At 70.5% G+C, this 26,221-nt stretch carries 26 protein-coding genes and 1 riboswitch; of the genes, 6 read left to right on the top strand and 20 right to left on the bottom strand.

Translation table 11 applies throughout. From position 1 onward, the window contains the following. The first annotated feature begins 44 nt into the window (after window positions 1–44). The 4 genes from ACFWY9_RS22685 to ACFWY9_RS22670 all read left to right on the top strand — a co-directional run bounded on the left by ACFWY9_RS22685 (window position 45) and on the right by ACFWY9_RS22670 (window position 2,621). Window positions 45–818, top strand: coding sequence for a class I SAM-dependent methyltransferase (locus ACFWY9_RS22685; RefSeq protein WP_378339845.1), 774 nt, complete (start codon window positions 45–47; stop codon window positions 816–818). Beyond that, complete coding sequence (locus ACFWY9_RS22680; protein ID WP_378339844.1) at window positions 815–1,594, top strand: class I SAM-dependent methyltransferase; 780 nt, start codon at window positions 815–817, stop codon at window positions 1,592–1,594. Before ACFWY9_RS22685 ends, ACFWY9_RS22680 begins: the two co-directional genes overlap by 4 nt. 92 nt (window positions 1,595–1,686) lie before the next feature. Next, window positions 1,687–1,755, top strand: a riboswitch (guanidine-III (ykkC-III) riboswitch). A gap of 26 nt (window positions 1,756–1,781) precedes the next feature. Next, the gene (locus ACFWY9_RS22675; RefSeq protein ID WP_378329003.1) at window positions 1,782–2,096 is read left to right on the top strand and encodes a DMT family transporter; all 315 of its coding nucleotides are present in this window, start codon (window positions 1,782–1,784) and stop codon (window positions 2,094–2,096) included. An 81-nt stretch (window positions 2,097–2,177) separates the two neighbouring features. Further along, the gene (locus ACFWY9_RS22670; RefSeq protein WP_378339843.1) at window positions 2,178–2,621 is read left to right on the top strand and encodes a DUF6640 family protein; all 444 of its coding nucleotides are present in this window, start codon (window positions 2,178–2,180) and stop codon (window positions 2,619–2,621) included. A 455-nt stretch (window positions 2,622–3,076) separates the two neighbouring features. On the opposite strand, the gene ACFWY9_RS22665 is transcribed toward ACFWY9_RS22670, so the two are convergent. The 7 genes from ACFWY9_RS22665 to ACFWY9_RS22635 all read right to left on the bottom strand — a co-directional run bounded on the left by ACFWY9_RS22665 (window position 3,077) and on the right by ACFWY9_RS22635 (window position 10,300). Then, complete coding sequence (locus tag ACFWY9_RS22665) at window positions 3,077–3,856, bottom strand: type III pantothenate kinase (protein WP_378329001.1); 780 nt, start codon at window positions 3,854–3,856, stop codon at window positions 3,077–3,079. A 45-nt stretch (window positions 3,857–3,901) separates the two neighbouring features. Then, complete coding sequence (gene panD, locus ACFWY9_RS22660; RefSeq protein ID WP_378329000.1) at window positions 3,902–4,396, bottom strand: aspartate 1-decarboxylase; 495 nt, start codon at window positions 4,394–4,396, stop codon at window positions 3,902–3,904. 12 nt (window positions 4,397–4,408) lie between these two features. Beyond that, window positions 4,409–5,320: a pantoate--beta-alanine ligase gene (gene panC, locus ACFWY9_RS22655; RefSeq protein WP_378339842.1), complete on the bottom strand. Its 912-nt coding sequence runs from the start codon at window positions 5,318–5,320 to the stop codon at window positions 4,409–4,411. Next, entirely contained in the window at window positions 5,317–6,231 is a 915-nt protein-coding gene (locus ACFWY9_RS22650) for a Rossmann-like and DUF2520 domain-containing protein (protein ID WP_378328998.1), read from the bottom strand. The genes panC and ACFWY9_RS22650 overlap by 4 nt, the downstream gene beginning before the upstream one ends. A 136-nt stretch (window positions 6,232–6,367) precedes the next feature. Then, entirely contained in the window at window positions 6,368–7,537 is a 1,170-nt protein-coding gene (locus tag ACFWY9_RS22645; protein ID WP_378339841.1) for a PrsW family intramembrane metalloprotease, read from the bottom strand. 63 nt (window positions 7,538–7,600) lie between these two features. Continuing rightward, a complete protein-coding gene (locus ACFWY9_RS22640) occupies window positions 7,601–9,769 on the bottom strand; it encodes a DUF6779 domain-containing protein (protein ID WP_378339840.1) in 2,169 nt (722 codons plus the stop codon). Between the two features lie 69 nt (window positions 9,770–9,838). Then, the gene (locus tag ACFWY9_RS22635) at window positions 9,839–10,300 is read right to left on the bottom strand and encodes a DUF3180 domain-containing protein (protein WP_378328995.1); all 462 of its coding nucleotides are present in this window, start codon (window positions 10,298–10,300) and stop codon (window positions 9,839–9,841) included. A gap of 61 nt (window positions 10,301–10,361) precedes the next feature. On the opposite strand from ACFWY9_RS22635, the gene ACFWY9_RS22630 reads away from it, so the two are divergent. Then, the gene (locus ACFWY9_RS22630) at window positions 10,362–11,303 is read left to right on the top strand and encodes a MerR family transcriptional regulator (RefSeq protein ID WP_378339878.1); all 942 of its coding nucleotides are present in this window, start codon (window positions 10,362–10,364) and stop codon (window positions 11,301–11,303) included. A 243-nt stretch (window positions 11,304–11,546) separates the two neighbouring features. On the opposite strand, the gene folK is transcribed toward ACFWY9_RS22630, so the two are convergent. The 13 genes from folK to dacB form a co-directional block, all read right to left on the bottom strand. Then, window positions 11,547–12,041, bottom strand: coding sequence for a 2-amino-4-hydroxy-6-hydroxymethyldihydropteridine diphosphokinase (gene folK / locus ACFWY9_RS22625; RefSeq protein ID WP_378339839.1), 495 nt, complete (start codon window positions 12,039–12,041; stop codon window positions 11,547–11,549). Continuing rightward, on the bottom strand, window positions 12,038–12,397 hold the full coding sequence (gene folB, locus ACFWY9_RS22620) for a dihydroneopterin aldolase (RefSeq protein ID WP_378328993.1): 360 nt from the start codon (window positions 12,395–12,397) through the stop codon (window positions 12,038–12,040). The genes folK and folB overlap by 4 nt, the downstream gene beginning before the upstream one ends. Continuing rightward, complete coding sequence (gene folP, locus ACFWY9_RS22615) at window positions 12,390–13,196, bottom strand: dihydropteroate synthase (RefSeq protein WP_378328992.1); 807 nt, start codon at window positions 13,194–13,196, stop codon at window positions 12,390–12,392. The genes folB and folP overlap by 8 nt, the downstream gene beginning before the upstream one ends. Before the next feature lie 32 nt (window positions 13,197–13,228). Further along, window positions 13,229–13,837 carry a GTP cyclohydrolase I FolE gene (gene folE, locus ACFWY9_RS22610; RefSeq protein ID WP_378328991.1) on the bottom strand — a complete coding sequence of 203 codons (609 nt, stop codon included), beginning with the start codon at window positions 13,835–13,837 and terminating at the stop codon, window positions 13,229–13,231. Beyond that, entirely contained in the window at window positions 13,812–16,247 is a 2,436-nt protein-coding gene (ftsH, locus tag ACFWY9_RS22605) for an ATP-dependent zinc metalloprotease FtsH (RefSeq protein ID WP_378328990.1), read from the bottom strand. The genes folE and ftsH overlap by 26 nt, the downstream gene beginning before the upstream one ends. Window positions 16,248–16,432: 185 nt before the next feature. Further along, the gene (locus tag ACFWY9_RS22600) at window positions 16,433–17,272 is read right to left on the bottom strand and encodes an ESX secretion-associated protein EspG (RefSeq protein ID WP_378339838.1); all 840 of its coding nucleotides are present in this window, start codon (window positions 17,270–17,272) and stop codon (window positions 16,433–16,435) included. 86 nt (window positions 17,273–17,358) lie between these two features. Beyond that, the gene (locus tag ACFWY9_RS22595; protein ID WP_378339837.1) at window positions 17,359–18,159 is read right to left on the bottom strand and encodes an ESX secretion-associated protein EspG; all 801 of its coding nucleotides are present in this window, start codon (window positions 18,157–18,159) and stop codon (window positions 17,359–17,361) included. A 59-nt stretch (window positions 18,160–18,218) separates the two neighbouring features. Continuing rightward, a complete protein-coding gene (locus ACFWY9_RS22590; protein WP_378339836.1) occupies window positions 18,219–19,631 on the bottom strand; it encodes a hypothetical protein in 1,413 nt (470 codons plus the stop codon). A 23-nt stretch (window positions 19,632–19,654) separates the two neighbouring features. Next, window positions 19,655–20,020 carry a hypothetical protein gene (locus tag ACFWY9_RS22585; RefSeq protein ID WP_378328987.1) on the bottom strand — a complete coding sequence of 122 codons (366 nt, stop codon included), beginning with the start codon at window positions 20,018–20,020 and terminating at the stop codon, window positions 19,655–19,657. A 190-nt stretch (window positions 20,021–20,210) separates the two neighbouring features. Beyond that, window positions 20,211–20,762: a hypoxanthine phosphoribosyltransferase gene (gene hpt, locus ACFWY9_RS22580; RefSeq protein ID WP_345406546.1), complete on the bottom strand. Its 552-nt coding sequence runs from the start codon at window positions 20,760–20,762 to the stop codon at window positions 20,211–20,213. 3 nt (window positions 20,763–20,765) lie between these two features. Beyond that, window positions 20,766–21,743, bottom strand: coding sequence for a tRNA lysidine(34) synthetase TilS (gene tilS, locus ACFWY9_RS22575; protein ID WP_378328986.1), 978 nt, complete (start codon window positions 21,741–21,743; stop codon window positions 20,766–20,768). Then, the gene (locus tag ACFWY9_RS22570) at window positions 21,740–22,765 is read right to left on the bottom strand and encodes a zinc-dependent metalloprotease (protein WP_378329058.1); all 1,026 of its coding nucleotides are present in this window, start codon (window positions 22,763–22,765) and stop codon (window positions 21,740–21,742) included. The genes tilS and ACFWY9_RS22570 overlap by 4 nt, the downstream gene beginning before the upstream one ends. A gap of 567 nt (window positions 22,766–23,332) precedes the next feature. Then, complete coding sequence (dacB, locus tag ACFWY9_RS22565) at window positions 23,333–25,471, bottom strand: D-alanyl-D-alanine carboxypeptidase/D-alanyl-D-alanine-endopeptidase (RefSeq protein ID WP_378339835.1); 2,139 nt, start codon at window positions 25,469–25,471, stop codon at window positions 23,333–23,335. Window positions 25,472–25,642: 171 nt separating this feature from the next. On the opposite strand from dacB, the gene ACFWY9_RS22560 reads away from it, so the two are divergent. Next, a complete protein-coding gene (locus ACFWY9_RS22560) occupies window positions 25,643–26,161 on the top strand; it encodes an inorganic diphosphatase (protein WP_378328984.1) in 519 nt (172 codons plus the stop codon). Window positions 26,162–26,221 lie beyond the last annotated feature (60 nt).

Here is a 26,221-nt window from a genome sequence, read left to right as displayed (position 1 = left end):
TCGCGGAGCGAACATGAAGGTTTTCCGTCGTTTAACCTGGGCTGGTGAACGAACCGGCAGCTGATCCCGATCAGGAACTGCGGGCCAGGCGGGCCGCGTCGTTCGGCTCTCGCGCGGCCGCATACGCCCGGCATCGCCCCGGCTACCCGCGGAAAGCATTGTCCTGGGGCCTTTCCGGGGCCACCCCGGCACCCCTGCGGATCGTGGATCTCGCCGCGGGCACCGGCAAGGTGAGTATCGGTCTGCTCGAACTCGGGTCGCTGGTCACCGCGGTCGAACCGGATCCGGACATGCTGGCCGAGTTCTCCCGGTTGTTGCCCGAGGTCACCGCGATGACCGGGACCGCGGAAAACATCCCGCTGCCCGATGGTTCCGCCGACGCGGTCGTCATCGGGCAGGCCTTTCATTGGTTCGACGCCGACGCGGCGCTCGCCGAAATGGCGCGGGTGATTCGGCCGGGTGGAGTAGTCGTGGCCCTGTGGAACCACGACGACGAATCCGTGCCATGGGTCGCCGAGTTCCGTGAACTGACCAGGACCGGGGTCAGCCGGGTATGGCTCGACAACCCCGGCGAGGTGCCCACGCATCGAGCCTTCGACCCGTTCGAACGGGAGATTTTCCGGCACTCCCAGCGGCGCACCGCAGAAAGTCTCGTGGAAACCGTGGCCACGCATTCGCATATGCTCGTCGCGTCCCCCGAGGAGGCGAACACCATGTTGAGCGCGGCTCGAGCTTTCCTGGAGTCGAATCCGGAGACCGGCCACGGCGAGTTCGACCTGCCGATCATCACGTCCGTTTTCCGCGCGAGGCGGCGATGACCTCGATGGATCGGATCGACTGGGCGGCAGTGTTCACCGCGGTGTACGGCGCGCCGTCGTCGGCGGTCATGGCACGGGTCCACACCGAGGTGCTGGGCGACGAATATCCGGCGGACCTGGATGTGTACAGCTTCGTCACCAAAACGGATCTGCGGAGATTCACAGCGGATACACAGGTATCGGCGGGTGACACAATCGCCGACATCGGCTGCGGACGCGGCGGTCCCGGCCTGTGGGTTTCCGCGCAGCGGAATACGTCGCTGATCGGAATCGACATAGCGGAGACCGCACTGGACTCGGCGCGACGGCGAGCCGAGACGCTGGGCAGGTCCGATCGGGCGGAATTCCGGTTCGGCAGCTTCGCCGAAACGGGCTTGCCGTCCACATCCGTGAACGCCGTGATGAGCGCGGACTCGTTGTTGTTCGCTCCCGACAAAGCGGTCGCGCTCGCCGAACTGGCCCGGATCCTCGTTCCCGGCGGCCGGTTGGTGGCCACGACCTGGGATTTTCATGGTCAGCCCGTGAATATGCCGCCACAGGTACCGGATCACCGGCCGCTGCTCGAAGCCGCGGGTTTCGACGTCCGCGCCTACGACGAGACCGATGCATGGCGAGAACGGCAGATCCGGATCAACGAATTGATGCTCGAGGCGGTCGACGCACTGGCAGGGGAAAGCGGAGGAGAGCCCGACAAGATCGTCGCGAACCTGAAGCAACAGCGGATCACGCTGGATCTGATGACCCGCCGAGTGCTGATCGTCGCCGAACGTCGCTGATTGCAGCCGACGCAATGCGAAACGTATTCGGCATTGCCGCGGGATGGCGACCGAAATCACCAGGCGGCGGGCGCGGCCGGTGCTACCGTCGGAAGTGGCCCCCCGCTCGGGGACGGCCCCGGACGAGAGCGTCGTACCCGGTCAGGACAAGACGACGCAGTGACCATCACTGCGAAGGGTTCCGACCATGTCCTGGCTTGTCCTTGTCCTGTCCGGTTTCCTCGAGACCGTCTGGGCCGCCGCGCTCGGCGCCTCGAAGGGCTTCTCGAAACTCGCCCCCAGCATCACGTTCGGGGTCGCGCTCGTACTCAGCATGTGCGGGCTCGCCTACGCGCTCCGCGAGATCCCGCTCGGCACCGGGTACGCCGTCTGGGTCGGCATCGGCGCGATCGGCACCGCGATCTACGGCATGGTGGCGCTCGGCGACCCGGTCGGCGTCGCCCGTATCTCGTGTCTCGTGCTGATCGTGGCGGGCGTCGTCGGGCTGAAACTCCTGCACTGAAACTCCTGCACCAGAGACCTTGACCTCCAGTTAACTCGACCGTCGAGACTGAGGGAAACCCATCGACGAAGGGGAAACCTCATGCGAGTACCGCGTCTGCGCGGCCGTGGCCTCGGCAGGGTGCTGATCTCGGTCACCTCACTGGCGACCGCCGTCGGCCCCTACAAGGCCGACTGGAACGACACCCATGTGCACAACCCGGCCTGGCCGCCCCACGCCAAATTCCACAACGGACAGACGATGAGCCTGGGACTCGCACTCGGCCTTGGCAGCCTGTACCAGCTGTGGCGCGCGCCGGGCTCGGCCCGCACGAGCCTGGACACCGGTGCGACGCTGGCGTCCCTGTACTGGCTGACACAGATTTCGGCGCTCGCGTACCCGGGCAGCAAGGCCGTCGATCCGCCGGGCACCGCTCGCTTCCCGCAGGCGAAGATCGCCTTTCCCGCGCTGGCCCTCACCGGCCTCGGCTACCTGCTCGAACGCCGCAGGCTGGCCCGGCACGGCGGCGGCCGCGACGCCCATTGACTCGCGCCCACCATCTCCCCTGGCACAAACGCCCCAATGTGGCATTGGGTGCGTCACGCACCCAATGCCCCCACATTTTGTTTTTTGTGCGCACACCACACACTACACAAAATTGGGGGTTTTCTCGCTAAGGATTCTGGGGCCGTGTGTGCTGCCGAAGGTGCTGGAGGACGCCTTCGGTGCGCTGGTCTGGGATGTGACAAGGGCGTCCCTCGGACTTCCCTGCGCACGCCGACACCATTCGCCCGATGTCGCGAACGCTCCGATGCCGACGATGAACGTCCCGAACGGAGCGTTCGCGACACATCCCCGAACCCCGCCGCACGCCGTGAAGGCCGCCTTCACCGCACCACCAAGCCCCCGGGAAAGCGCCCACCAGCAAAGCCGCACCCCCGCACCTACCGAGAAAACCTCATTGGGGCGCTCGTCCACCCCGCAGCCGGAACCGGATCGAGCTAGGACTTGCGTGCGTTGCGTTCGTAGACGAGGCGGAGGCCGAGCAGGGTGAGATCGGGGACGTGCTCGGTGATCGTCTCCGATTCGCTGAGCACCAACGGGGCGAGCCCGCCGGTCCCGAGCACGGCGACCGGCGCCGCCCCGTCCGGCGACAGCTCGCGCACGATCCGCCGGACGAGGCCGTCGACCTGGCCCGCGAAACCGTAGAGAATGCCGGACTGCAGGCATTCCACGGTGTTCTTGCCGATCACCGACCGCGGTGGCACGAGTTCGACCTTGCGCAGCGCGGCGGCGCGGGCGGCCAGTGCGTCGACCGAGATCTCGATGCCGGGCGCGAACGCGCCGCCGAGGAACTCGCCCTTCGCCGAGATCGCGTCCACATTGGTCGAAGTACCGAAGTCGACCACCACGCACGCGGTGTTGTGCAGATGGTGCGCGGCCAGCGTGTTGACCAGCCGGTCCGCGCCCACCTCCTTCGGGTTGTCCACCAGCAGCGCGACACCGGTGCGGACACCGGGCTCGACGACGATCTTCGGCAGCCGCGGGTAGTAGCGCGCCAGCATCACCCGCAGCTCACGCAACACGGCGGGCACCGTCGACAGCGCGCTGATCCCGGTGATCGCGTCGGCGTACGAGCCGAGCAGACCCCGCATGGTCAGCGCGAGCTCGTCGGCGGTGATGTGCGCGTCGGTCCGCATCCGCCAGTCGCCGACGAGTTCCTCGCCCGAGTACAGGCCCAGCACGATGTTGGTGTTGCCGACGTCGACCACGAGCAGCACGAAGTTGTTCCTTTACTCGGCGACGCCGCCGTCCCTGGAGGTGGTTCAGCTCTCCGCGTGCAGCAACGCGTCGAGGCGGCGCGCGTCGGCGGTCTCGGCCACCGGGAACGCGATGGTGTCCTCCTCCGGCAACGTCACGGTGCCGCTGAGCAGGCCGGAACCCTCCGGCGCGTGACCGGCGTCCGTACCGCGTTCGACGATCCGGTTGTCCGCGTCGACGAACACGATCCTCGGCTGGTACGCGGCGGCCTCCGCATTCTCCATCTGCCCGTAGGAGATCAGGATGACCAGGTCACCGGGGTGCACCAGATGCGCGGCGGCACCGTTGATCCCCAGCACGCCGCTGCCGCGTTCCCCCTTGATGACGTAGGTCTCCAGCCGCGCGCCGTTCGTGATGTCCACAATGGACACCTGCTCGCCCGGCAGCAGATCGGCGGCCTCCATCAGGTCCTCGTCGACGGTCACCGAACCCACGTAGTGCAGGTCGGCCTGGGTCACCGTGACCCGATGGATCTTCGATTTCAGCATCGTCCGGTACATCGTGGACTCTCCCTATTCCCCTGCGTCCAACTCGGCTGCTTCCGGATGCTCGGCGGCCTTGCCGAGCAGCACCGGAACGTTGTCGATCAGCCGGGTGCTCCCTACCCGGGCGGCGACCAGCAACCGTGCTTCTCCGTCGACGGGCGCGGGCCCGAGGTCGGTTCCCCTCAACTCCAGATAGTCGACATCGACCGCGGGTCGCGCGGCCAGTGTCCGGTTCGCGGCGTCGAGCACCGCTTCGGCGCCCTCGCGCCCGACGAACGCCCCCGCGGTGAGGGCGGCCGACAGCGCCATCGCGTCCGCACGCTGTTCCGGCGTGAGATACACGTTGCGCGAGGACAACGCGAGTCCGTCCCGTTCACGCACGGTCGGGACCCCGATCACGCGCGTGGGGATGTTCAGATCCGCCACCATGCGCTTGATCAGCACCAGCTGCTGGTAGTCCTTCTCCCCGAAGAACGCGTAATCCGGACGTACCAGGTTGAACAACTTCGCCACGACCGTGAGCACGCCGGCGAAATGCCCCGGCCGGGACGCGCCCTCCAGCTCGTCGCCGAGCTGTCCGGGATGGACGGTCACCGTCGCGCCCTCAGGATAGAGATCCGACGCCTTCGGTACGAACGCGATTTCGGCGCCCGCCTCTTCGAGCGTGCTCAGATCGTCCTCGAGCGGACGGGGGTAGGCGTCGAAGTCCTCGCCCTCGCCGAACTGCAGCGGGTTCACGAAGATCGACGCCGCCACGACGGCGTTCGGGATCCGCTTGGCGCGGCGCAGCAACTCGCGGTGCCCGGCGTGCAGCGCCCCCATCGTCGGCACGAAGGAGACCTTGCGGCCCACCGCGCGCAACGCGCCGGTGACCTGACTGACGTGCTCGGGCGGCTGGAACGTGTTCAGCCTGCCGCGGGTGAATTTCGGTGTGGTCACTGGATCTGCTGCCCTTCGGCGGGATCGTCGAGAAGGTCGGTGAGCTCGGCGGCCGCGGCGCCGTCCAGCAGCCCGGCGGTTTCCGAGCGCGCGACCGTGCGCCTGGCGAGCGCGCGGTAGGCCGGAGCGACCTCGGGTGCCTGCTCGGTGAGCACGGCCAGATGCCTGCGGACGGTACCGAGGTCACCACGGGCGACCGGACCGGTCAGTGCGCGATCCCCGTGCCGCAGCACATTATCCAATGCCGCCGACAACAACGGTGCGACGAGTCGCTCGGACTGGCCGATTCCGGCCGCACGCAACAGTTCCGCGCAGTCGGCGACCAGCGTCATCAGGTGGTTCGCACCGTGCGCGAGCGCGGCGTGATACAGCGCACGCGCGGATTCCGGCACCCGCACCGGCTCCGCGCCCATCTCGACGGCGAGCGCCTCGCCGACGTTCCACGCGGCCTCGTCCGCCCCCATCGCGGTGATCCCGACGCTGCACGCGGCCAGCCGCTCGAGATCCTCTGACCGGCCGGTGAACGTCATCACCGGATGCAGGGCCAGTGGCAGCACGCCCGCTTCGGCGGCGGGTCCGAGCACCTCGACACCGTGCGCTCCCGAGGTGTGCACCACGATCTGGCCCTGCCGGAGCGATCCGGTGGCGACCAGTCCGCGCACCATGCCTGCCAGCGCGTCGTCGGGCAGCGCGAGCACCACGAGATCCGCGCGCCGCACGACCTCGTCCGGGGGCAGCAGCGGCACGTCCGGCAGCAGGCGTTCGGCCCGGGCCAGCGAAGCGGCGGACAGTCCCGACGCCGCGACCACGGTGTGTCCTGCCCTGGCCAGCGCGGCACCGAGCACACTGCCCACCCGGCCGGCGGACACGACGCCCACCGCGAGTCGGGCGGGCCTCATCATGGCGTACACCCGTGGACGCTCATGGCTGTCTCCCTTTGCTCGTTCCAGTCCCGTTTTCTTCGCACGGGTACCAGACGACGCGGCGAGAGTAGCCCCGATCCGCCCGGAGCACGGGTCTCAGGTGACAAGCTTCACCCGGACCGGGTCACCCTGAGCGGGCGGTCTCCGCGAGGCGGACGGCCTCGGCGCGGGCCGCTTTCAACGTCGCCAGCAGCTCGGCCTGGCGCTCCCGGTCGTCCTCCGTGCGCAGCCCACGACGGTACAGAAAGGCCAATTCGGTCACACTGGCCTGGTAGAGCCCGACCGCCTTGGCGGCCCGTTTGCCGGACTCGCGCCGTGCCTGGCGCCGCCAGTCCCGGCGTCCGGGGAGGCTCGCGAGCAGGTCGACCTCCGAGGGCGCGATCCAGCGGTTCGCGACCATCTTGGGCAGCGCGGCGGCGACGATCCGCTGCTCCCGGCGTCGCTGCAGCACCACGAGGTAGAAGACCCCGATGAACAGCGGGACCATGATCAGGAAGTACACGGTGAGGAACGTCTTCGACCCGCCGATCAGCGCGGCGCCGTTCCACAGCGCGTGCAGGCACACGGCCGCCACGTAACCACCCAGTGGCGCCACGATCCGCATCACCTTGCTCGCGGTGATCGCCGCCACCCCGATACCGATGCCGGTGAGCACCGCGAACAGCGGATGCGTGAACGGCGACAGGACACCACGCAGGAAGAAGGCGGCGAGCACCCCGGCGTTCTGGCCGTTCCCGAAACCGTGGTCGGCGAACGCGCGGCCGAAGTAGTAGATGTTCTCCATGAAGGCGAAGCCGGCCGCGCTGAACCCGGCGTAGACGACACCGTCGACAACGCCGTCGAACTCGCTGGTGCGCCGCCACAGGACGAGCAGCACGAAGGCGCCCTTCAACGCCTCCTCGACGATCGGCGCGGAGACCACCGCGCTGAACGTGCTGCCCTGACCGCTGCCCAGCAGCAGGTCACCGACGGCCTCCGCGGTGCTGTTGATGAGCAGCGCGGCGATCGCCGCCACACAGGCGCCCCAGGCGAAGGCGAGCAGCAGCAGCTTCGCTGGTTCGGGCTCCCAGCGGTCGACCCACAGGAACGTGGCCACGACCACCGCGACCGGCACGAGCGCCGCGAGGGTGCCGATCCCCACCGCGAGCACGCCGACACGGGCCGTGGCGAGGCCGAACAGGAACAGGCCGCACAGGGCGACGGCGATGAGCCCGAGCACGGGCAGCAGGACGGTGATCCGTCGTGGCCTGCGCCCGCGGTCGAGAGTCGTCGCCGTGGAGGGTGGTCCGCTCACAGCGGGTCACCCTACGCACATCGTGCCGGGGCGGGTCCGCACACCCGAACGCCACGCACGAGGTCAGTCCTCGGCACGACGGCGCCGCCGGGGCGTCGAACCGCCGGCACCGTGTGCCGCGAGCAGCTCGTTGACCGAGCGGCCCGCCGCGTGCGAACCACCGGTACCGGTCTCTTCGTGGTCGGCGGAGCGGCGGCCCCGCGACCCGGAACCGTTGGCCTCGGCGTCGTGCTCGGCCTGGTGACTGCCGGAGCCGTTGGCCGCGCTGCCATTCACCGGCTGCATCCCGCGGCGGCTGGTGGACGCGCGTTCGGCGACCAGCCCCTCCCACGCGGGCGGCTCGCCCTCGGGACGTCGGCGACGACCCCCACCCGAAGCGGGGGCGGCGGACGGTGCCGGCTGGTCGTCTTCCGCACGACGGCGGCGTCCCCCGGTGCGGCCGAGGCCGCGTTCCGAAGGCGGCGGGGCCGGTGTGGTGGACAACGGAGCCGGGGTCGGCGTCGTCGGCTCCTCGGGCGTCTCCTCGGCGGGGGTGCGGTGCGCACCGTGCCGGGCTGCCGGGGTCTCGAGGATCGGCGAAAGATCCGACCGGGAGAACTGCTCCAGCTTGGACGGCTTGCGCTGTTCGGGCTCGGCGGGTGGCTGCGGCTCGGGACGGACCGGCGGCAGATCCGTGCGCGAAGGCTGCCGGGCCGCGCGGGGCTGCTCCGGGGTCGGCTCCGTCGCCGGTTCGACCGGTGGCTGCGGCCGGTTCGGCCGGACCCGCTCGGCGAAGTCGTCGCGGCTCGTGAAGGCGGCACTCAGATCGGACACCGCACGATCCGGCGTCCGGGAAGCGGCCCAGCCCGGCTGCCATTCGGCGGTGTTCTCCTTGGGCGTCTCGGGCTCGGTACGCGGACGCGTGGGGGGCGCGACGCTCGAGGCCGGACGGCCGCGGTCGGACGGCGACATCGCGGGCCGGGTCAGGTCCGCCTGGGCGGGCCGCTGCTCGGCCGGGGGCATGCCCGGATTGCTCTGCTCGGCGTTCGGCCGAGGACCGAACCGGCCCTGCGGCGCGCCCGCGCGCGGCATCTGCGGCCGCGACGCCTCCGCCGGCCGCAGCTGCGGCCGGGAGGCTTCCACCGCACGCATCCCCGGCTGCGAGACCTCGGCGGGCCGGACGACATCGGCCGCGGGCAGCGAGGCTTCCGAGCGGGGGACGTCACGGCGCGTGGCCTCGGCACGGGCGGGCGCCGGCCGGGACTTCTGCGGCTCCGGCGGACGCTGCTGCTCGATGCGTGTGGTGTCCGTGCGCCCGGCCGCGGCGGCCTGCCGCCGCGCGGCCTCGGCCCGCAGCTCGGCGTCCTTCACCGCACGCGCGGCGGCGGTGTCGGCCAGCGGATCCGGCGGTGCCGGACGGGCCGGGGGCTTCGCCTCGGCGCGGGCGGGCTTGGGGCGGGAAATCTGCTGCGTGCGCAGGACGTCGTCGCCGTTTCCGCCGCCGTTTCCGGCGGCGGGCTTGCGACGACGTTCCGACATCGGGACCTTGACGCGGTCGATCAGCTCGGTCGGCCGCTCGGTCTCGGTGGCCTTCTTGGCCTTCTTGCCGCGGCCCTTCCCGGCGCCGTTGCGGCCGCCGTTCCCATTGCCGTTCCCATTGCCGTTGCCAGCGCCGTTCGCGGTGCCGTCGAGGGTCGCGCTGAGATTGCCGTTGCCACCGGTCCCGGCGAGCAGCTGGGCCGGGGCGGGCTTCCCGTTGCCGTCACCCCCGGTGACGAGGCGGTTCTCGTCGTGCAGCGAGCGCATCCTGGTCGCCTGCGCGGTGAGCGCGACCCGCTCCAGCAGCACTTCGCCGCCGAAGAGGGCCTGCAGGCTCTCCCGCAGGGCGAGGACCTCGGAACGCAGCGCCTCGAGTTCCTCCTGGGACCTCGAGTCGGCCGTGGCCCTGGCCTCCGCCTCCATCTCCAGCTCGTATTCGCGGCGAGCCGCGATCTCCCGCTCGAGTTCGAGCTCGTACACAGCCTGCGCCTCGGCGACCGCGTCCTCGCTGTGTGCCGCGTGCTTGCGGTAACGCACCGCCAGGAAGCCGCCGATCAGGGCGGCCCACAGGGCAGCGACGATGCCGAGCCGGAGGTAGCGAAGGTCATCGCTGAGCACGAGCGCGAGGGTGGCGCCGATGGCGAGGACTAAGCCGACAACTAGCCACGGCCTGCCCAGTAGGCGGCCGCGCGAGTCGTCACCCACGCCGGTCATGCCTGACACCGTACCTTCTAGTAATCCGAACGAGACCTAGTCGGTACTTCGAGCGGTCCGATTCAGGCGTTAACCGGTCGTTCGTCCGGGGTGCTCCCGATCACTGTCCGACGGCGTCCGGCAGCAGTGCTCCAACCACAAAGCCGCAGCTACTAGCACTGCCGAGGAGGCCACGCCGATCACCGCGGCCGGGGTGTCGGCGACCGCGGCAACGAGTTCGTCACGTCTGGGGAAGACGTAGGCGAACGCCGCCAGCCACGCTCCCGCCATGAACGCGCCCGCGAGCGAACTCGCCTTGGCGAGTGCCACCGAACGTGCGATGCCGATCGCGGAGCGTATCCGGCGGTTGCGGATACGGGACCGGACGACGAACGCCAGCACGGTCTCGATCACGGCCAGCACGGCGAACGTGATCCCGGCGAGCGCGGGCAGCTGCGGCAGAGATCCGTAGGCAACCAGGAACAAGAGGTAGACGAGGACCAGGCCGAGCAGCCCGGCCACCACCAGGTCCCGTGGCCGGGTGAAGTGCATGACTCCACGGTACCGAGTCGGCGATGAGAGGCTTGACTCTCCACCGACTGGAGACTTCATGATGCGACCCGTGGGTACTTTCACCATCGGCGAACTGGCCAGGCGTACCGGCCTGCCGGTCAAGACCATCCGGTTCTACTCGGACGAAGGCCTGTTGCCCCCGACCGAGCGGACGGACGCCGGTTACCGCCTCTACGACACCAAGGCACTGGCCCGGCTGGAGCTGGTCCGGACGCTGCGCGAACTCGGTCTCGGGCTCGCCGACGTCGAACAGGCGCTGAGCATGCAGGCGACCGTGCGGGATCTGGCGATCCGGCACGTCGAGGCGCTCGACGAGCAGATCCGGCGGCTACGGCTGCGCCGGTCGGTCCTGCGCGCGGTGGTGAAGCGTGATTCCGAACTGGAGGAAGTGAAACTGATGAACCGCCTCGCGTCGATGTCCGACGAAGAGCGCAAGCGCCTGGTCGACGAGTTCTGGGCGGAGGTCTCCGAGGGCCTCGACGTCGATCCGGAGTTCTACGAGCGGATGAGTTCCGCCAAGCCCGATCTGCCGGACGATCCGAGCCCCGAACAGCTGGAAGCCTGGATCGAGTTCGCCGAGCTGATCCAGGACCCCGAGTTCCGGGCGCTGATCCGCGCAATGAGCCTGCGGCACGCCGAACAACGTGAGAGCGGTGAACAGCCGCAGATCGGCGACGCGCAGCAGCAGCACTGGTTCTCCTGGACCACCCGCGCCCAGACGTGCCTGGACGCCGATATCGCGCCGGAATCCGCCGAGGGTCGAGAACTGGCAGAGGAGATCTTCGCGGCGTCGGCGCCGGCAGGTCGCGACGCCACCGATCCGGCGTACCGGCGCAAGCTCGCCGAGACGATCGCCGCCGGCGCCGACCCGCGAGCCGAGCGGTACTGGACGCTACTGGGGATCATCAACGACTGGCCGCCGTTCCCGAGCCAGGCCGTCCCGGCGCAATGGCTGGTCGCGGCGCTCAACGCCCACGCCTGACCGCTGTCTCCTGCTGGGTTGTCCACAACCACCCTCGTTGTCCACAGATTCACCGGGGACCCGGTTTTCCCAGGTCAACCGCGATACGCTGGTTGCAGGGGTGCCCCCGGGAGGGTGGGGGAATGCCCTGAGGTTCCCCATGGCAGCAGCGGCGATGTGCTGAAGGACGCCTTCGGTGCACTCGATGTGCTGAAGGCGTCCTTCAGCACGGCCAACGCACTGAAAGCGTCCTTCAGCAGGTTGTCAGGCCAGGGCGAGGTCGGGGCGGAGCCGGACACCGGCGCGGTCGGCCTCGGGCAGCGCCGCGAGCAGCTCCGCGACCGGGCCGCGGCCGGGAAGTTCCGCCTCTGGCTCGATCTCCAGCCACGGGATGAGCACACTCGCGCGGTCCGGCGTACCGGGGTGCGGCAGCAGCAGTTCGGGATCCTCCGAGCGCACGTCGTCGACGGTCACTATGTCGACATCGAGCGTCCGCGGCCCCCACCGCTGCTCCCGCACCCGCTCCGCGGCCCGTTCGGCCGCCTGCCCGGTGCGCAGCCAGTCCCAGTGGTCCCGCGCGGGGTCGTCGACGAGGCAGACGGCGTTGAGGAAGTCCGGCTGATCCTCCACACCCCAGGGTTTCGTCTCGTACACACCCGACACCGCGACGAGAGCCGGGCGCACGGCGTCGAGCGCCATCCGCAGGAAGCCGAGCCGGTCGCCGAGGTTCGAACCGAGCGAGAGGACCGCGCGGCTCATCGGTCCCGCCGGACGGTGACGGCGACGTCGTCGAACGTCAGCGGAATCGGCGCGGACGGCTTGTGCACGGTGACCTCGACCGCGTCCAGCCGCTCGTCGCGGATCACCTCGTCGGCGATCCGGCCCGCGACGCTCTCGATCAGGTCGTACGGCTCGCCCGCGACGATCCCCGCGGCGAGCTCGGCCAACTCCCCGTAGTGCAGCGTCTTGGTGAGATCGTCGGACGACGCCGCCGGGCCGAGGTCCAGCCACACCGTGACGTCGACGACGAACTCCTGGCCGTCGCGCTTCTCGTGCTCGAACACCCCGTGGTGCCCGAACACCCGCAACCCGGTCAACGTGATCCGGTCAGGCATTCGCCGTTCCCCTCTGCCAAGCCGCCGCGACGGCGACCGCGTCCAGTGACGCGCCGACCTCGTGCACCCGCACCCCCCACGCCCCGGCCGCCGCGGCCAGTACCGTCACCGCCGCGGTGGCGTCCTCACGGCCGTCCGGCGGGCGCGGCTTACCGTCCTTGTCGGACAGCAGCCGTCCGAGAAAACGTTTTCGCGAAGCGCCGACGAGCACCGGGAATCCCAGTGACAGCAACGAGTCCAGCCCGTGCAACAAAGCCCAGTCGTGCTCCGCGTCCTTCGCGAACCCGAGCCCGGGGTCGAGCACGAGCGCGCTTTCGTCCACTCCGGACGCGAGTGCTTCGTCCACTCTGGACAATAACTCGGCACGCACCTCGGCCACCACGTCCTGATAGGACGCGAGCTGCTGCATGTCCTTGCTGTGCCCGCGCCAGTGCATCAGCACCCACGGCACCCCGGTCTCGGCCGCGACCCGCGCCATGTCCGGATCGGCGAGCCCGCCCGACACGTCGTTGATCACCCGCGCCCCCGCTTCGAGCGCCGCCGCGGCCACCGCCGCACGCGTGGTGTCCACGGACAGCACGAGGCCTTCACCCGCGAGCGTGCGGATCACCGGGAGAATCCGGGAAAGCTCGGTTTCGGCGTCCACACGGGACGCACCCGGCCGGGTCGACTCGCCGCCGACGTCGATCAGATCGGCCCCGCGCGCCCACATCTCGCGCGCATGGTCGAGCGCCTGCCCGACATCGAGATAACGACCACCGTCGGAGAACGAATCCGGCGTGACATTGAGAACGCCCATCACGGCACAACGGCCGGGCGAAGGCAGCGTGTTCACCGGCGGCCCTTGATCAGTTCGAGTGCCTCGGCCCGCGAGGTCGCCGACGTCTGCAGCAACCCTCGCACCGCCGACGTCGTCGTGCGGGCACCGGGCTTGCGGATCCCGCGCATCGCCATGCACAGGTGCTCGGCCTCCATCACCACGATCACCCCGCGCGGCTCCAGCTTGCGCACCAGCGCGTCGGCGACCTGCGAGGTCAGCCGCTCCTGCACCTGCGGGCGTTTGGCGTAGAGATCGACCAGCCTGGCCAATTTGGACAGTCCAGTCACTTTCCCATGAGCATTCGGAATATAACCGATATGCGCTACACCATGGAATGACAGAAGATGATGTTCACAGGTCGAAAACATCGGGATGTCGGTGACGAGGACGAGTTCCTCGTGCGCCTCGTCGAAGGTCCGGTCGAGGACCGAGTCGGGATCGGCGTAGAGCCCGGCGAACATCTCGTGATAGGCGCGGGCGACCCGGGCGGGCGTGTCGAGCAGACCGTCCCGGTCCGGGTCCTCACCGCAGGCGAGCAGCAGCTCGCGAACCGCCTTCTCCGCCCGGTCCTGATCGAAGACCGGGCGGCCGGCGTCACTGCTTCTTGTCGTCTCGTCCATCCGCGTCACGACGGTGCTGCCCCTCGTCCTGCTGCTGACCACCGGCCGGGTCGGCGAACCAGCCGTGCTCGCGCGCGCGGTCGTCGGCGGCAGGGCGCCAGGGCTGGGCGGGCTGGCCGCCCGGCGAGGTCGCCGGTGTCCAGCCCGGAGGAGCCCCGTAGTTCGGTGGGCCGCCCGGCGCACCGGCCTGGCCACCGGGGTGGTAACCGCCTCCCGCCGGACCGCCCGGCTGCTGACCACCATATGCCTGGGGCCAGGAACCGGTGCCGTTCGGTCCGGCATTCGGGCGACCGCCGTTCGCGTAGCCACCGGGCGGCGGCGGGGCGTACGGGTTCGCGTTCGGGTCCGGCGTGACCGGGTACGGCGGCGGCGCGGGCAGCTCGCCGACGGCACCGGAACCACCGCCGACCGGGGTCGGCTCCGGCTGCGGCGCGGGCTTGGGCTCCTTCTCCGGCGGCGGCCACGGCTCGCCGCGCTCCATCGCCAGCTCGCCGGGGGTCTTGATCGGCGGCTTGTCCGACGGGGTCCGCTCACCGAACTCGTTGAACACGGTGATGTGCGGGCGCTTCTCGACGGTGGCGAAGATCCGCTCGAGATCCTTGCGCTGCAAGGTTTCCTTCTCGAGCAGCTCGATGACGAGGTCGTCGAGCACGTCGCGGTAGGTGTTGAGCACGTGCCACGCCTCGGTGTGCGCGGTCTCGATGAGCTTGCGCACCTCCTCGTCGATCTCGTGCGCGACCTCGAGCGAGTAGTCCGCCTGCCGCCCCGCCGACCGGCCGAGGAACGGGTCGCCCTGCTCCTGGCCGTACTTGACCGCGCCGAGGCGGGCGCTCATGCCGTACTCGGTGACCATCGCGCGGGCGATCTTGGTCGCCTGCTCGATGTCGGACGAGGCGCCGGTGGTGGGCTCGTGGAACACGAGCTCCTCGGCGGTGCGGCCACCCATCGCGAAGACCAGCCGTCCGATCATCTCGGAGCGGGTCATCAGCTCCTTGTCGTCCTCGGGGACGAGCAGGGCGTGCCCGCCGGTGCGGCCGCGCGGCAGGATCGTCAGCTTGTACACCGGTTCGATGTCCGGCATCGCCCACGCGGCGAGCGCGTGCCCGCCCTCGTGGTAGGCGGTGATCTTCTTCTCCTTCTCGGAGATGATCCGGCTCTTGCGCGCGGGGCCGCCGACGACGCGGTCGACCGACTCCTCCAGCGCGGCGTCGGTGATCACGTGCCCGTTCTGCCGGGCGGTGAGCAGCGCGGCCTCGTTGATCACGTTGGCCAGGTCGGCGCCGGACATGCCGACCGTGCGCTTGGCCAGCGCGTCGAGGTCGGTGCCCTGGGCGATCGGCTTGCCCTTCGAGTGCACGGAGAGGATCGCGCGGCGGCCGCGCAGGTCCGGCGCGGACACCGGGATCTGCCGGTCGAACCGGCCGGGACGCAGCAGCGCCGGGTCGAGGATGTCGGGCCGGTTGGTGGCCGCGATCAGGATGATGCCGCCGCGGGCGTCGAAGCCGTCCATCTCGACGAGCAGCTGGTTCAGGGTCTGCTCGCGCTCGTCGTGCCCACCGCCGAGGCCGGCGCCACGCTGGCGGCCGACGGCGTCGATCTCGTCGACGAAGATGATGCACGGCGCGTTCTGCTTGGCCTGCTCGAACAGGTCGCGGACACGCGAGGCACCGACACCGACGAACATCTCGACGAAGTCCGAACCGGAGATCGTGTAGAACGGCACACCCGCCTCGCCGGCGACGGCGCGCGCGAGCAGCGTCTTACCGGTACCGGGCGGCCCGTAGAGCAGCACGCCCTTCGGGATCTTCGCGCCGAGTGCCTGGTAACGCGCCGGGTTCTGCAGGAAGTCCTTGATCTCGTACAGCTCTTCGACGGCCTCGTCCGCGCCCGCGACGTCGCCGAAGGTGGTCTTCGGCATGTCCTTGTTGAGCTGCTTGGCCTTCGACTTGCCGAAGTTGAGGACGCGGTTCCCGCCGCCCTGGGCGTTGTTCATCATCCACATCAGCAGCCCGAGCACGAGCGCGAGGGGGATGGCGAAGATCAGCAGCTGGGTCAGGAAGCCCTGCTGGGTCACCTTGGTGGTGAACTTGATCGGCGCGTCACCGTTCTTCGCGGCGAGCAGTTTGCTGTAGATGTCGTAGGTCGCGTCCGAGGGGTACTGCGCGATGATCTGGTCGGTCTGCTGACCGTCGTAGTCGATCTTCTGCGTCAGCAGCAGCTTGACCTGCTGCTCCTTGTCCTCGAGATTCGCTTCCTTGATGTGGTTCTGGGTGATCTGCTGGTTCGCCACCGAGATGGGCACCTGGGTGTACCCACGATCGCTGTCGAAGATCGTGTTGTATGCGAACAACGCCAGCAACCCTGCGACGATCCACAGCAATGGGTTCCTGAGCACGCTCTTCCGGTTCATACGACTCGGCCCTGCTGGCCTCGACCCTCCCTGGTTGGGCGGCTCCTGTGATACCCGCCATGCGATCTTGACAGCCGTGGTGCCTGGACACCCGTCCCATCAGGGTACCGTCCGCCCGGGCGAACGACCCCTGTGAGCCTCCAGGTCAACGGTCCACGCCGCACCCGGGTTCCCTGGCGGGCAGGCTAGCGTGTGTCGACCGCCACGCTGGAGACCATCTCACCGAGGCGAGTCCGCAGTGTTTTCGGGTCCGCCGGAGCGACGGTCACCCACTCCCGCCCGTCGGTACCGGCCCGTGACAGGCTCAGATAACGCCCGGTAGCGGTGTCGAACCAGGCCAGCACCCTCGACCGCTGGCGCGCGCCGACGTGCGAGCGGCTGTTCGCTGCGAGCTGACCGCCGCACAGCCGGGGCTGGCCGGCCAGCTTGGCGTAGGCCTCGCGTGGATCGGCTGTGACGCGCTCGCTCAGTGATGTCCGTCTCGGTGCCTGCGCGCGTTCCCTCCGCTTGCCCTTTTCCGCCTCTTCCGCCGGGGCGGCGCTGACCGGGACCCGCATCGGCGCGGTGCGCAGCGCCTCGTCCAGCGGCAGCGTGATCGAGGCTTCGGAGCCGCGCCTGCCCGCGGGCAGCAGCTCGACGATGGTCGACACGAGCCCGTCGGCCGGGGCGCCCCGCAGCCAGATGCCGTCGGCGTCCTGGATGGCCACGACGCCCTTGCGGCCGTCGCCCGCGGCGAGCAGCCCGACGGTCGGCGCCTGGAACCGCGGGATGTGCAGGGCATCGATCGTCATCGGCGCGCGGGCGAGCAGGTGCAGCGTGTCCTCGACGTCCGGGTCGAGCCTGCCTCGCGAATCACGGAGACCGCGGGCCTTCAGCTCGTTGTCGACGCGGTGACGCAGCGAGACACGCTCGTCTTCGGTCGCGCCGTGGGACGGGACGCGCAGCGGATACGGCAGCTCACCGAGCTCGGCCGACTCCCACAGGAAGTCGAAGGTCAGCGCCGAAAAGAACTCCTGGAACCCCAACGTCACTCTCCACTATCGATCTCACGCACAGCGTAGCGCCGCCACCGCACAGCCAGAAACGCCTTCCACCCGGTGGCCGCCGGGCGTCAGAGCGAGGCGGCGGTGGCGTTCGCGGCCGAACTCAGCATCTCGCCGAGCCGGCGCCGCAGCGTCGCGGGGTCGGCGGGGGCGATGGTGATCCAGTCGCGGCCGTCACGACCGCGAGAAGCCTGCGTGAAGTACCGGCCGGTCTCGGTGTCGAACCAGCTCAGCACCGGGGTCCTGGTCCGGCCGCCGATGCGGCTGCGCGCGTTGGCGCCGATCTGGCCGCCGCGCAGCCGGGGCTGGGCGTGCAGCCTGGCGAGCGCCTTGCGGTCCTCGTCGACGCTCGCGCGGCCGTCGGCGTCGACGTGGTTTCCGCGCCGCTGCAGGAAATCCGCCCCGGAGTTGCCGATGAGCTGTTCCAGCGGCACGGTGATCGACTTCTCGGTGCCGCGCTGTGCGCCGGGCAGCAACGAGATGATCGCGCTGGCCAGGCCGTCGGCCGGGATCGGCTGCAGGTGCAGGCCGCGGCCGTCCTGCACGGCGAGCAGCCCCTGTCCGCCGAGCGCGCCGGCGACCGCGAGCAGCGGTTCGCCGCTCGGGTCGAGCAGCTGAACGATGTCCAGGCTCAGGTCCGGCGAGGCGAGCACGCCGAAGTAGTCCTCGAGGTGGGGCTCCGGGCGACCGCGGTAATCGGCGAGCCCACGCCGGGCGAGTGCGTCCAGCGTCTGACGCCGCAGCGCGGCACGTTCGTCGAGGGTCGCCCCGTGGGAACGCGCGCGCAACGGGTAGGGCAGCTCGCCCACGGCGGCGGACTCCCACAGGAAGTCCAGTTCGAGCGGCGTGAGCAGCTCCGCGGCCGGCATCGACCAGCCCCTCCCAGGATTCGGGGCGGGCGCGCGGTTTCCCGCGCGCCCGCTCGGCCTCAGCGGTCGTCTTCGTCCGACCACGCGCCGATGACCGGCGGCGGGGTCGCTTCGTTGGCACCGAAGGTGTCGTCGGGGTCGGGCTCGATGAGGAACGAGGCGTGCGTGTGCTCCTCGTCCTGCTCGGCGTGCGCACCGTGCGCGCCGCCCATGCCCCCCATACCGCCCATCGGGTTCATCCCCGGCGGCGTGGCCTGCCCGCCGATGGTGCCCGCCGACGAGACGACGCCCTGCTGCGGAGCGCCGGCCGAGGCCGCGCTCTGCCCGGCACCCTGGTTTTCGGCCGCCGCGGCGGAAGTGTCCGATTCGGACTTCGCGCCGGACTTGCTGCCCTGGCTCAGCGCCCGGCCACCGGCGAGGCCGAGACCGCCGCCGAGCGCGCCGAGTCCCAGAGCCTGGCCGACGCCGCTGCCCGTGCTGCCGCCTGTCGGCACCGCGGGCGTCGCGGGCGCTGCCGGAGCACCACCCACCCCGACCCCGGCGCCACTGGCCAGCGCGTTGCCGCCGGTGTAGCCGGAAGTCGCGAACGTCCCGGAGTCCGGCACGTGCCCAGCAGGCCCGCCCGGCCCGCCGGAACCGCCGGCGGCGTGGCTGCCGAAGGACGTGCCGCTACCGCTGATGCCGTGCCCGACCGTGGTGGCGTTGATCCCGCCGACGTTGCCGAAGCCACCGACCGAGTTGTGCGTCGCGGTCGGCTTCATGCCAAGCGATTCGGGGCCGAAGCTCGGGGTCGAGCTGTCCACCTCGCTCATCGCCTTGGTGTACTCGTTGAAGAACCGGACCTGGACGGCCTTGACGTCGCCGGCGGCGTCCGCGGGGCCCTTCTGGTCGACGACCAGCGCGGCGGGGCCACCGGCGAGCGCACCGGCCACACCCTGCGCCGGGTCGTGCTTCTGGCCCTTGGGCATGTTCTTCACTTTTTCGGCCGCGGAGGCCTGCTTGGCCAGCCTGTCCGCCATCGTGTGCGCGGCTTCCGACGCCTGCGAGCCCGAGTTCGCGATGGCGACCAGCGCGCCCTGTGCGGACGCGGCGCCCTCGCCGACCCACACCGCGCCCAGTTCGGAGATCGCGGCGTACAGATCGTTCGACGCCTGGCTCAGCTCACGACCGTGATGGCTCCAGGCGTGCCCGATCGCGACGGCCGTACCGGGCTCGTTGTCGTCGACCGCCATGCTGTGGAGCTTCTCGCTGTCCTGGCTCGCCCAGTTCGGCGGACTCCCGATCGCGCGGTCACCGCCGATCTCGAAGCCGTCCGAACGGCCGCGGGCGGCGTTGACGATGTCCTGCGACGCCGAGTTGTCGCCGAGCGGGACCTTCGACGTAGAAGACCCAGTGGACCCGGTGGACGACGAAGTGGGAACGGGCGAGGACGAGTCGCCGCCCAGGCCTTCACTGCTGTGCTTGGGTGCCATGACTACGGATTCCCCCTCAGGTGTCAGGCGTGACGGAACGGATCGGCGGCGGCCTGGTCGATCTCGTGGTACTTGGCCATCGCCAGCACGATGCCCTGCTCGGCGGCCTCGTACTGGCTCAGCAGATTCCGCAGGGCGGCAGCGTAGGAGTCGTTGCCGCCCTCGGCGCGCTGCTCGAACTTGGCCGCCATCGCCTGGCCGACCGGGTTGGCGCCGAGCTTCGGCTTTTCGGCGAGCCTGCCGGCGCCCGCGAGCAGTGCCTCGACCGCGTCCTTGCCGGTGCGGATCTTCTTCAGCACCGTCTGGGCCGCGTCGGGATCGATCCCCACCTGACCAGCCACCGCCGCTGCCTTGAACGCGTTCGCGTCAGCCAAGCTGCTGTTGCCCATCTGCCCTCTCTCCGTTCCCCCTGGCAGGCCGCCATCGACACCGTCGGCCCTGTGGCCTGGACTCTTTGCTTAGGTTAACCGACCAGATCGGCACCTATGACGCAATGGCGATGCTCAGGGTTCCGCATCACCGCCCGTGACCGCAAGCAGTTCCGCGAAGAAGGGGCAAGTCCTCGTTCACACGACGAGGTCAGGACGTGTAGACGTGTGGATCCAGCGTCCCGATGTAAGGAAGGTCGCGGTAACGCTCCGCATAGTCGAGGCCGTAGCCGACGACGAACTCGTTCGGGATGTCGAAGCCGATGTACTTGACCGGGACGTCGACCTTGACCGCCTCCGGCTTGCGCAGCAGCGAGACGACCTCGAGCGACGCCGGGTTGCGGCTCGCCAGGTTCTTCAGCAGCCACGACAGCGTCAGGCCCGAGTCGACGATGTCCTCGACGATCAGGACGTCGCGGCCCGCGATGTCGCGGTCGAGGTCCTTGAGGATGCGAACCACCCCCGAGGAGGAGGTCGACGAGCCGTACGACGAGACGGCCATGAACTCCAGCTGCGTCGGCAGCGGCAGCGCCCGCGCGAAGTCGGTCATGAACATCACGGCGCCCTTGAGCACCCCGACCAGCAGGAGTTCCCCGCTTCCGTTGGCCGGGTAGTCGGCGGCGATCTTGGCCGACAGTTCCGCGATCTTGTCCTTGATCTGCTGCTCGGTGACGAGCACGGAGGCGATCTCGCCTTCGTACACGGGTCATTCCCCTCGTGTGGTGGATTGAGGTTTCAGGCAGAGCCTGCCATGTGCCCGGCGTGCCTCCAAGTCGCCGGGTAGCCAAACGCCGCCCTGTCCGCGCCAGCGGCCGATCAGCGCGTCGACGGCCCGCAGATGCGCGTCGGTGAGTTCGCGGACCCCGCCGATCAGCAGCCACCTGCGCAGGACCCGCCGCCGGAGCGCGGGCGGCTCCGGGGCGAGAACGGTGACGTCGAGGCCGTCACCGGTGTCCGAACGGGACAGCAGCGCGTCGGCGAGTGTGTCCAACGCCTCGGTGTCTTCGCGCAGTTGCGCCGCGGTGCGGGCGAGCGCGGCGGCGACCCCGCCGTTGAGGACGTCCTCCAGCAACGGCAGGGCTTCGGTGCGCAGCCGGACGCGGGTGAACCGCGGGTCGGCGTTGTGCGGGTCGTGCCAGGGTTCGACGCCGAGCTCGGCACAGGCCCGCGCCGTGGTCGCCCGGGTGACGCCGAGCAGCGGCCGTCCCCACGGCGGATCGTGCGGGCGCATCCCGGCGACGGACCTCGGCCCCGAACCGCGGCCGAGGCCCAGCAGCACCGTCTCCGCCTGGTCGTCGAGGGTGTGGCCGAGCAGGACGAGCGCGTCGGCGGGAATCGCGCGCCGCAGCGCGTCGTACCGGGCCCGGCGTGCGGCCGCCTCCGGACCACCGGGGCCGCTGACGGTCGCGGTGAGGATCTCGGCCTCGTCGGCGCCCAGTTCGCGGGCGACCGTGACGGCGTCCTCGGCGATCTTCGCCGAGTTCTCCTGCAGACCGTGATCGACCACGAGGGCGCGGACCCGCTGTCCCGTCCGATGCGCGGCGTGCGTGGTCGCTTCGAGCAGCGCGAGCGAGTCGGCACCGCCGGACACCGCGACGTCGACCCGTGCCGGAAGTGGCGTGGCGGCGAGGAAATCGCGGACGGCCAGCCGGACCTCCGCCACCGCCTGCCCGGGGCCGTTCACCCGTGCAGGCGCCGGACCCAGGCCGCGGGGTCGGTGATCTCGGCGCGGGTGGGCAGCGTGTTGGGGGACGTCCAGACGGCGTTGAACCCGGCCATCCCGACCTCGTCGACGACGTACCGGGTGAACTTCGCGCCCTCCTCGTACTGGCGGATCTTCGCGTCGATGCCCAGCAGTGCGCGCAGCAGCCGGTCGAACGGGCCGCCGCCCTTGCGCCGCGCGCTGAACCGCGAGCGGATCGTGTCGACGGACGGCACGACCCGCGGCCCGACGGCGTCCATCACGTAGTCCGCGTGGCCTTCGAGCAACGTCGACAACGCGAGCAGCCGGTCGAGCACGGCGCGTTCGGCCGGGGACTGCAGGAGATCGACGAGCCCGCCGCCGAACCGGCCGCGCCCGGCCTGCTTGATCACGTCGGGCAGCTTGCCGACCAGATCGGACAGACCGTCGGCGTCCCGGCCCGCCAGGCCCGCGACGAGCCGCTCGACCTCGTCGGCGAAGTAGTCGCGCAGCCAGGGAACGGCGGTGAACTGCAGGCGGTGGGTGCACTCGTGCAGGCAGACCCAGAGCCGGAAGTCGTGCGCGGCCACGTCCATGGCGCGCTGCGCGGCGACGACGTTGGGGGCGACGAGCAGGAGCTGCCCCGTTTTTTCGGGACCGCCGAAGGGGTCGTACTGGCCGAGGACCCGGGAGGCGAGGAAAGCGAGCACCACCCCGGTCTGCACTCCGGCGCCGGACGCCAGGATCGGGCCGAGCGGACCACCCTGCGCCGCGGGCAGCGCGCGGCCGGTGAGCGCGTCGAGCCCGGACGCGGCGGAGCGGACCCAGCCCGGCCGGTCGACGACCTCGCCGGGCAGCAGCGGCAGGTCGAGCCCGAGCCCGGTCAGCTCGCGGACGTGCCCCTCGGCTTCCGCGGTCAGCTCGCGAAGGTCGGTGACGGCCGCCTCGGCCTCCTCGCGCGGCACCTGCGGGCCGCCACGCACCAGGAACGCGGCGGTCGAGGCGGCGAGGGACCAGTCGACGATCGGGCGACGGCGGGTCTCGGTTTCCTGACTCACCCTTTCGACGCTACCCGTCCGCGGCGGCTTTTCCGCCACGACTTCCGTACCGATCTCCTGCCGATCCGGTCACCTCCGGCGCCGGTGCCGGTGCTCGTGTGGGTGGTGCTTGTGTGGGTGGTGCGGTCGGGGTGGGCGTTCCGGGCGGGATGGAGCAAGGGACCTTTGCTATCGCTTCCGGGGCGACCAGGGCATGCGGCGCGAAGCCGGGATGCTCGCGGCGTCGCGAACGACGCGTTGCGGACGCTGAACGTCTCGAACGCGTCGTTCGGGACGTTCAACGCCGCGAATGACGCGTTCGCGACATCCCCCGCCCCCCACTTAACCTCCTACCGCATCCGGGCGACGCCGAGCGCTCCGTTCGCCGCCGCGGCACCCGAGTTGTCCACAATGGCGCCGCCCATCCACAGATTCGCCGAGCACCCGTTTCCGAGCCCCAGAGGCGATACGCTGGTTGCAGGGGTGCCCCCGGGAGGGTGGGGGATGCTCTTTGCGGTACAGGGTGGGGGATGCTCTTCGCCGGTAAGGCCGGGGTCAGCGGCAGCCGCAGTTGCGGAGGGTGGCGGCGAGGACGTCGAGGGCGGCGCGGCCGGGCTTTTCGTCCGAGCCCTGGGACATCAGCGCGAAAACCAGCACCCGGCCGTCGGCGTCGAGGACGTAACCCGCGAGCGTGTTGACCCCGGAGAGCGTGCCGGTCTTCGCCCGGATCCAGCCCTTGCCCGCCGACGAATCCGGCTTCCCGTACCGCTCGGCCAGCGTGCCGGAGCCGCCGGCGACGGGCAGGCCGGCCAGCAGGGGCCGCAGTTTCGCGGTGTCCGGGTTCTTCCCGTCCGGCTCGGCCGCGCGGGTGAGGATCTGGGCGAGCAGCCTGGCCGGGATCTTGTTCTGCACGGAAAGCCCGCTGTTGTCCGAAAGTTGCACGCCCGTGGTGTCGAAACCGTGCTCCTGCAACACCTTCAGCGTCGCCTCCGCCGCACCCGCGAAGGATGGCTCGGCCCCCTTCGCGATGGCCACCTGACGCGCGACAGCGTCCGCGAGGACGTTGTCGGACAGCTGGAGCAGGTCGTAGGTGAGGTCGGTCAGCGGCGCCGACTTGACCTCGCCGAGCACCTTCGCCCCTGCGGGCGCGGTCGCGGGCCCGCCGGCGTTCGCGCTCAGCTTCTGGGCGATGAGCTGGGTCAGCGCGGTGGCCGGATTCGCCGCGCGCATCGCGGAGTCGCTCTTGGGGTCCGTGCGCCCGCCGTCGGCCATCACCGGCGCGACCTGAGCGGCGAACGTGGACGGCGCGTCCGACGGGTCCCAGCCGGGCGCGGTCGCCGGACCCTTGTACGCGTTCAGGTCGACCTGGACCTTCTTGACGTTGTTGCCCGCGACCTTCTTGACCTGCGCGACGAGATCGTCCACATGCGCCGCGCCGGGGTACAACGGCGAGTCGGTGCCGAGCGGCAACGTCGTCAGTGTCACGTCCCCACCCGCGACCAGGATCACCGTCCCCGGATCGGCGCCCTGCACGATCTTCGTGCTCAGCTGCTTCTCGTGGTCCAGCGCCAGCAGCGCCGCCGACACGGTGAGCACCTTCGTCGTCGAGGCCGGGGTCAGCAGCTGATCCGAGTTGCGGTCCCACAGGACGGTGCCGGTCACCGGGTCGATCACGCTGCCGGTCAGCTTGCCCAGCGCGGCGTTGCCCGACGGACCGGCGAGCGCGGACTTGACGCCTTCCGGTGTCGGCGCCGCGCCCGAGGTGTCCGGCCCGCGCAACGCGGCCTTCGCGACCGCCGGGTCGGGCATCTGTCCCTTCGGCGCGTTCGGCGCCCACGGCAGGCCGAGCTTGTTCGCGATGCTCGGCCGGGTCGCCGTGACCCCGGCCGCCACCAGCAGCACGACCACCACCAGCGCGCCGATCAGCAGCCCACGGCGGCGTTTACGCGGCGGCTCGGGCTCGGCCGGAGGCTCCTCGCGAGGCGGTTCCGGCGGCGTCGGAGCGGGCTGCTCCTGCGGTGCCTCGGCCCCGGACGTCGCCTCCGCCGGGTACTGGTCCCTGCCGGGCTCGATCCGCATCGGACGCACCAGCGCACCGGACGACGCGGGCGGTGGCGCGGCACCACGGGGCGGTTCCGGCGGCAGGCCACGGAAGTACTCGGTGGCCTCGTTGTCGGCGGGCGGCTTCCGCACGTCGATGCGCTGCGCCCAGACCGTGTCCGCCTCGGACGCCGCCACCTCTCGCGGCGACGACGGTTGCTGTGGCTGCTCAGGCTTTTCGGCGCGCTGCTGCTCCGCACGCTCGATCGGGACCCATGGCGCCGCGGCGGGCCGCACCGGAAGCTGCTGCGTGCTCTCCTCCGGCTTCCGCTGCCCGGACTCCTGCTTTGGCTGCGGCTCGGCTTCGGACGCGGGACCCAGCCGATCGGCGAGCCCCTGCGGACGGCGAGGCGCGGCCGGCGGTTGCGCGGCAGGCACGTCCAGCGGTTCCGGCGGCACCACGGGCCGGAACCACGAACCGGGCCCGTCGTCCGGTGTGACATTCGTCTGCCGCGGTGTGACGTTGGGCACGGGAAGTGCGTCCGTGACGGCGGAATCGGGTTTCGGGAGCGGCAACCGAGCGGTCGCGCCACCGTCGCCGGAAGACCCGTCCTCATCAGCGGAAGGCCACTTCGGCTCGTCGTTTTGCGGCACGCACACACTCCTCACGCGACTGCCCCGGCCGGGTCGAGCACCCCGGACCGCGCGGCCGACATCCGTGCGGCCGCCCCTGGCGGGCGTAGTCCACACTAGTGAGGTCAAAAGTGTCAGCACGGTGGCCGCCCGACGCGTGGGTGGCCGAGAGCGGAAACAGCGAGGACCGGCGTGGAGTTCGACGTCACGATCGAGATCCCCAAGGGGGAGCGCAACAAGTACGAGGTCGACCACAAGACCGGCCGCATCAAGCTGGACCGGACCCTGTTCACGGCGACCCAGTACCCGGCCGACTACGGCTTCATCGACGACACGCTCGGCCAGGACGGTGACCCGCTGGACGTGCTCGTCCTGGTGCAGGAGCCGACCTTCCCCGGCTGCCTGATCCGCTGCCGCGCGATCGGCATGTTCCGGATGACCGACGAGAAGGGCCCGGACGACAAGGTCCTCGCGGTCCCGACCAACGACCCGCGCCTGGAACACCTGCGCGACATCCACCACCTCAACGAGTTCCACAAGCTGGAGATCCAGCACTTCTTCGAGGTGTACAAGGACCTGGAGCCCGGCAAGAGCGTCGAGGGCTCGTCCTGGGTCGGCCGTTCCGAGGCCGAAGCCGAGATCGAGCGCTCCCTCGGCCGCGAGCGCGACCGCCTCGCCAAGGAAGAGGCGAACGGCGGCTCCGCCCACTAGTCCCGAAATGCCGTCAAGGCCACCTTGCGGGCGTCCGACGCCCATAAGGTGGCCTTGACG

Source organism: Amycolatopsis sp. NPDC059027 (assembly GCF_042739735.1).
Lineage (GTDB): Bacteria > Actinomycetota > Actinomycetes > Mycobacteriales > Pseudonocardiaceae > Amycolatopsis.
Note: the sequence above shows the minus strand (reverse complement) of the source record. Positions and strands in the feature narration are given on the sequence as shown.